A 4,755-nucleotide genomic window follows, 5' to 3' on the forward strand; every position below is an offset into this window, starting at 1 on the left:
GCGTGAACATCGGTCCGGCGTCGAGAATCTGGTACGGTACCCCGCCCAGCGAGAAGTCGATGACCGAAAACGCGCCATGTCCGGCGTCGCCATGGAAGACCTTGTCGATCCGGCTTCCCGGGATCAGAGAGCAGTAGAACTCAGCGGCCTCCTGGCCACGTCCGTCGCGGAACCAGAGGCAAGTGCGGATAACATAGCTCATTGCAGGATTCCTTCCGTGAGTGAACACATTGCTGTCGCCGAACGTCCGGGGATGCGTTTGGCGAGCCGCCGCGGGTCGCCAATAAGCACCACCCCCTTGTTCGGACCTTTCATTTCTCCACGATCTTCACTTGGTATGGCTCGTTCTCATCACTGAATACGCAGGCTCCATCCACAACGATCATGTGTGGATCGTTGAGACGCTTCAATGGCGGTGACTGATGCGGAAACTCCGCGCCACAGTGTACGCATTTCGGATTTGCGCCTGGCTTGAATCTGCCACCGCACGGGCAATCCGGAAGGCTTTGGGCGATTTCGTGTAGGATGGCGTCGGAGATGCCGTTGTAGATCTTGGCATAGTCTGCCTGCCTGTGAATCACGTTGGAGCATCGGTCGCAGTAGAAATGGGGGCAGCACTGGCTCATGCCACTTGATTGCCAGGCAAGTGTCAGCTTATGGCATTTGGGGCATTGCATCGTGCCTACCCATTGCAGACTCATCGGATATTCAATCGTCTTCATCTTCAGGAGTCCGAACGCCCAAACTGTGGGTTTCGAGCGGAGCGAGAATACCCACCAGTGTGTTGTTCGGCCTATTTGACCTTCTCGAGCCACTCGAAAGCCCACCATGCCGTTCCACCGTCAATATCAAGATGAGCAGACTGGTCGTCGTCCACCTGAGTTATTCGCGCAAGTTTGCCGACGTGGGCGTTCATCGGTTCAATCCAGTTTATGTGGAACTTCCTGCCAGGCCGATCTGCTTTGGGTTGTGCAGATGGGGGCAACCGCACGGTGTCTCCAACAGAGAGCGGGGAAGCAGACTTCTGCATCTTTTCCGCCTTCTCAAGGACGGGCTGTGCCTTCTTGCTGCTGCCTACGCTCACCTCGGCATAGTAAGCCTCGATATCATTGATGTCTCTCGCAAGATGTTTTGAGATAGGATCCGGGATATCGTTGGCCCCGAGGTGCATGAGGATTGGGACTATACGTTTTCCGAGCGCCATCGCACCCCCGACTTCCATAAGGACCCAGTGGCTTTTCACCGACGCTGGTGTGAGGAGAAGGAGGAGATGGTCGCATGCCGACAGATGCGTCCTGATAGTTTCGTCAATGGGATCGCCGGTCTTGATGTCCTTGGCATCGAGAAACGTTTCGACCCCGTACCCCACGAGGTCCGTCGATATCCGTCGTGCGATCCATTTATCCGTGCTGGAATGACTGATGAATACTTTCATTGTGCCCTCTCGTTGCCGAACGTTACGGGTGAGCGGACGGTTCGCCCGCCGCGGGTGAACCGTCCGCTCGACCCGCTGGTTGGAATGTCTTTTCTATTTCTTTTCTCGTTATTGCTTCTCGTTTATCCGATCGCCATTTGTCTTGGAAGTTGGAGTTGTCTCCCGGGTCTTTCGCCCAGTCAATCAGCTTGCCTGATGAGTCAAAGACGTAGGCCGGTGGACTTGAAGGAAGGGCGAGAGGTGCGTCCACCTTGCCGTGGGCGATGATGTATTGATTCCCGTTCTTTTCGGTTTTGTAGATCCGAGTCGTGTCAGGATGTCTGGCCAGGTATTCCTGAAGTGTGCCGAATTTGCCCTTTGGGTTGATTCGTCGTGCGTAATTCACTTCCGATCCTATCCATACGGCTATGACTGCAACCATTAGGTAGAAGATCAGCCGGAAGATGTTCACTATCGTTTTCATCACATTCCAACGTCACGGCTGTGCTGCCCGGAACTCGCGGCGCGGCAGGTGCGTACGCAGCTGCCGCGCCGTGGGTGGAGGGTAAGCACGAGCCGATTGTTGGCACCTTCATTCTTTGTGAATTACGATTGATGTGATGTCTTTGGGGTCAAAGTCTTCCATGGATTCACAGTCTTCCCCATTGAAGACGGACACATTTCGAAGAATATGGCCATTCGTGAGCACAATATCGACATGCTGCGCGCCCATTGAGGATTCCGGCATATCGCCCAATCTATTCCGCCACGTTTCTGGCAAATGGATTCTCACGGCTGGCTATTCCGGCAAGATATCTGGCTGCGACACGCTGCCATCTGCTGTGCCATCGACAAATATGACTTCGACTCCTCCGCCCACTTCCCCATAGGCGGGTTGCACAATACCCTGCTGCAATCTGGTCTTTGCTAACGGTGATATCGTAAATCTCTTATTCGCTGATTGCTTATTCTCTAACGCATACCGCGAAATTGCGTCGCGCCCCGTCAGAACATTCATTGCGTCAGCGTCTGTTGTCGCAAACGTGCCGGGTTTTAGACCGCGTTTTGCCGTGATCTTGAAGTCATCCACATAAGCACTGAACCGCTTGAAGAGTTCACCGGCTAGAGTTTCTGTAACGGGCGCGTCCTTAGCCCCTTGATTGACGCTGTTTGCTGCGCTCAGCGCAATATAGTCACCAGACTTCTGCATCCGATTAAGAAGTGCTGCGCTAATGCGCCGGACTCCCTTTAGCGATTCCGCTGGACGAGCTATGAGACTCACCTGTGTGACGGTTATAGAAGACATTGACGCCGCCGCTTCGGCTCTTGCCAATTCGATTGGGGGCAACGTAGCGACCTCTGCGCTCGTAGCGAAAGTAGCGCCGTTGAATATGTAACCCAGTTGCCAACTGCCTGAAGCCAGCTTGACGCGGCCGTGCTGATAGCCCATGCCGTATTCGGGTTGAGTTCCGAGCCACAGGCGCCAATCAAGGGGAATCTTTATCATTATGGTGTCTCCATTTAGTGCTCATTGTTCTTCATCTACACTGCCAACGTCACGGGTGAGCGTTCGGGAAACCGCGCACGTGGGTTCCCGATAAGCTCAACTCGTTAGTTGGCTCAGGTTTCTACTCCTTTCTTCTGGCAAGTGTTTGAGTGAGCCATTTTCTCAATCCTTGCTGGAGGTCAGTAAAGGAATGATAAACAAGTACGCGCCATGTGCTGATGTCGAATGGAAGATCCTTCGTGTTGCGGGCAATCAGAAGTACAGGCTTGCCGAGTGCTTGGGCAATTCCCAGTTCATAATACACGTTGGGATTCCGACTTGTGATGTCAGCTACAATGAGACGCGCGCGGCAGATTTCCTGGAGAATGTGCTGAAGAATGTTCGATGACATATGAACATCATCGCCGCGCGAACATCTGAGCCCCATGCTCATGACCGCTTCTTTGATTGCAATATACGAATCAGCGAATTCTGGGTGAAATGGGGTCAAGACGAAAACGAAATCATTGTCGATTGATATGTCAGTATCTACTCCCATTTCCCTTAGGAAGACATTTGGGCCGGATGATGCGGTCATCCGTCCGCTTGCTGCCTTTTGGCTATCGAGGAGTAGATGGTTGACGCGTTCAAAGCGCTCTGAGCTGTACGTCAACTGTTTTGACAATCCCGCAATCTGGTCTTCAATTGAGAGTCTGTACTTGTCTGAGTCGTAGTCGGTCTTCTTTTCTGCAAGTCGGATAAGCCGAAGAGCTATATAAACTAAAGGAGTTACGACAATCGCCAAGATCACCATCAGCGTCATCAAAAGGTCAATATTTGTATTCATGCCATTCTCCTACATCAGTGCTAGACCGGCTGCGAGCATCCACCCAGTGAGCAGTGCGTTGAGACACGCCAAACCAAGCGCCGTGAAAACGGGTTTCTTGCCGACGTCTGTAGGTGACAATTTCCACAATAGGACGCTGACAAGCATGAGAACGAGAAAGAGAAGTATCGTCGGATAGAGTACCGGGCCGCGGTCGGGATTGAGGAGAAGTGCGGCGCCAAGAAACGAAATTGAGAGAAAACCCACATCCACGGGCAATTGGAGAATGGCCTTCCACATTTCGAGTCCCTTGAACGGAGAGGCAACAAGGGTCTTCAGTCCGATCTTGAGCAAAATGAGTAGTACTGGAACGACCCACTTTACATTAGCTGCGATCCACTGCTGCATCATGTGTTCATCCATCAAGCTTCAGAGCCAACAGTTATTATGCCTCGCAAATATCAGCGCCACACAGACCATCGCGGGCGCCTTCTTCGCAAATCAGCATTGCAAACGCGTCGGTTGCACACAATCTTGAAGCATATCGGATTATCCATGGAGGGCTGATATGCCTCAGGGCGGGAGGCGGGTGGCCGCGCCTGCGGATCTTGATCCAAAATGGCCGGATGGTTACGTGGACGAGCTCAGGCGGGCGGGCGGGAAAGAGAAAAACATTCCATTTTGCCTGAGTTGGGTGCGGCGTTTCTTCGCCGAGCATCCCGGGACGAATCGTCGCGATCTGGGAGGAATGGAGATTGAGTTGTTTCTTGGCCGCACGGCCCGACGTGCTCAATTGGCAGGTACAACAGGCACGGGATGACCTGCCCGCAGTGCTACGATAGCGTTGCAGGCGGGAGTCCCGTCGCCACACGATCACTCGCTTTTTGATGTGGCCGTCCCGCGCCCGCCTCATTAAGCTCCTGCCCGGACATGAAGTTCTCACACCTCGAGTCGGCCGAGTGCACGGACACGGGCCGTAAACGCAAACACAACGAGGATTCGCTCATCCGGCTCCCCGATCACGGGATC

8 protein-coding genes are annotated in these 4,755 nt (G+C 53.5%); 1 reads left to right on the forward strand and 7 read right to left on the reverse strand.

Annotated elements, in window-relative coordinates; all coding sequences use genetic code 11:
• The 7 genes from K1Y02_25385 to K1Y02_25415 form a co-directional block, all read right to left on the reverse strand.
• Positions 1 to 202, reverse strand: a 202-nt coding sequence (locus K1Y02_25385) for a VOC family protein (GenBank protein ID MBX7259714.1), incomplete at its 3' end; no start/stop codon positions are given.
• A gap of 109 nt (positions 203 to 311) precedes the next feature.
• The gene (locus tag K1Y02_25390) at positions 312 to 722 is read right to left on the reverse strand and encodes a hypothetical protein (GenBank protein ID MBX7259715.1); all 411 of its coding nucleotides are present in this window, start codon (positions 720 to 722) and stop codon (positions 312 to 314) included.
• 71 nt (positions 723 to 793) lie between these two features.
• Positions 794 to 1,435 (reverse strand): TIR domain-containing protein, encoded by a 642-nt coding sequence (locus K1Y02_25395; GenBank protein MBX7259716.1) that lies wholly within the window; start codon positions 1,433 to 1,435, stop codon positions 794 to 796.
• Between the two features lie 22 nt (positions 1,436 to 1,457).
• Complete coding sequence (locus tag K1Y02_25400) at positions 1,458 to 1,898, reverse strand: hypothetical protein (GenBank protein MBX7259717.1); 441 nt, start codon at positions 1,896 to 1,898, stop codon at positions 1,458 to 1,460.
• A gap of 315 nt (positions 1,899 to 2,213) precedes the next feature.
• Positions 2,214 to 2,921, reverse strand: a complete 708-nt coding sequence (locus K1Y02_25405) for a hypothetical protein (protein ID MBX7259718.1) — start codon at positions 2,919 to 2,921, stop codon at positions 2,214 to 2,216.
• Between the two features lie 121 nt (positions 2,922 to 3,042).
• Entirely contained in the window at positions 3,043 to 3,747 is a 705-nt protein-coding gene (locus K1Y02_25410; protein MBX7259719.1) for a hypothetical protein, read from the reverse strand.
• Between the two features lie 9 nt (positions 3,748 to 3,756).
• Positions 3,757 to 4,137 carry a hypothetical protein gene (locus tag K1Y02_25415; protein ID MBX7259720.1) on the reverse strand — a complete coding sequence of 127 codons (381 nt, stop codon included), beginning with the start codon at positions 4,135 to 4,137 and terminating at the stop codon, positions 3,757 to 3,759.
• Positions 4,138 to 4,294: 157 nt separating this feature from the next.
• On the opposite strand from K1Y02_25415, the gene K1Y02_25420 reads away from it, so the two are divergent.
• The gene (locus K1Y02_25420; protein MBX7259721.1) at positions 4,295 to 4,546 is read left to right on the forward strand and encodes a hypothetical protein; all 252 of its coding nucleotides are present in this window, start codon (positions 4,295 to 4,297) and stop codon (positions 4,544 to 4,546) included.
• Positions 4,547 to 4,755: the final 209 nt, after the last annotated feature.

It is taken from the genome of Candidatus Hydrogenedentota bacterium, assembly GCA_019695095.1.
GTDB lineage: Bacteria > Hydrogenedentota > Hydrogenedentia > Hydrogenedentales > SLHB01 > JAIBAQ01.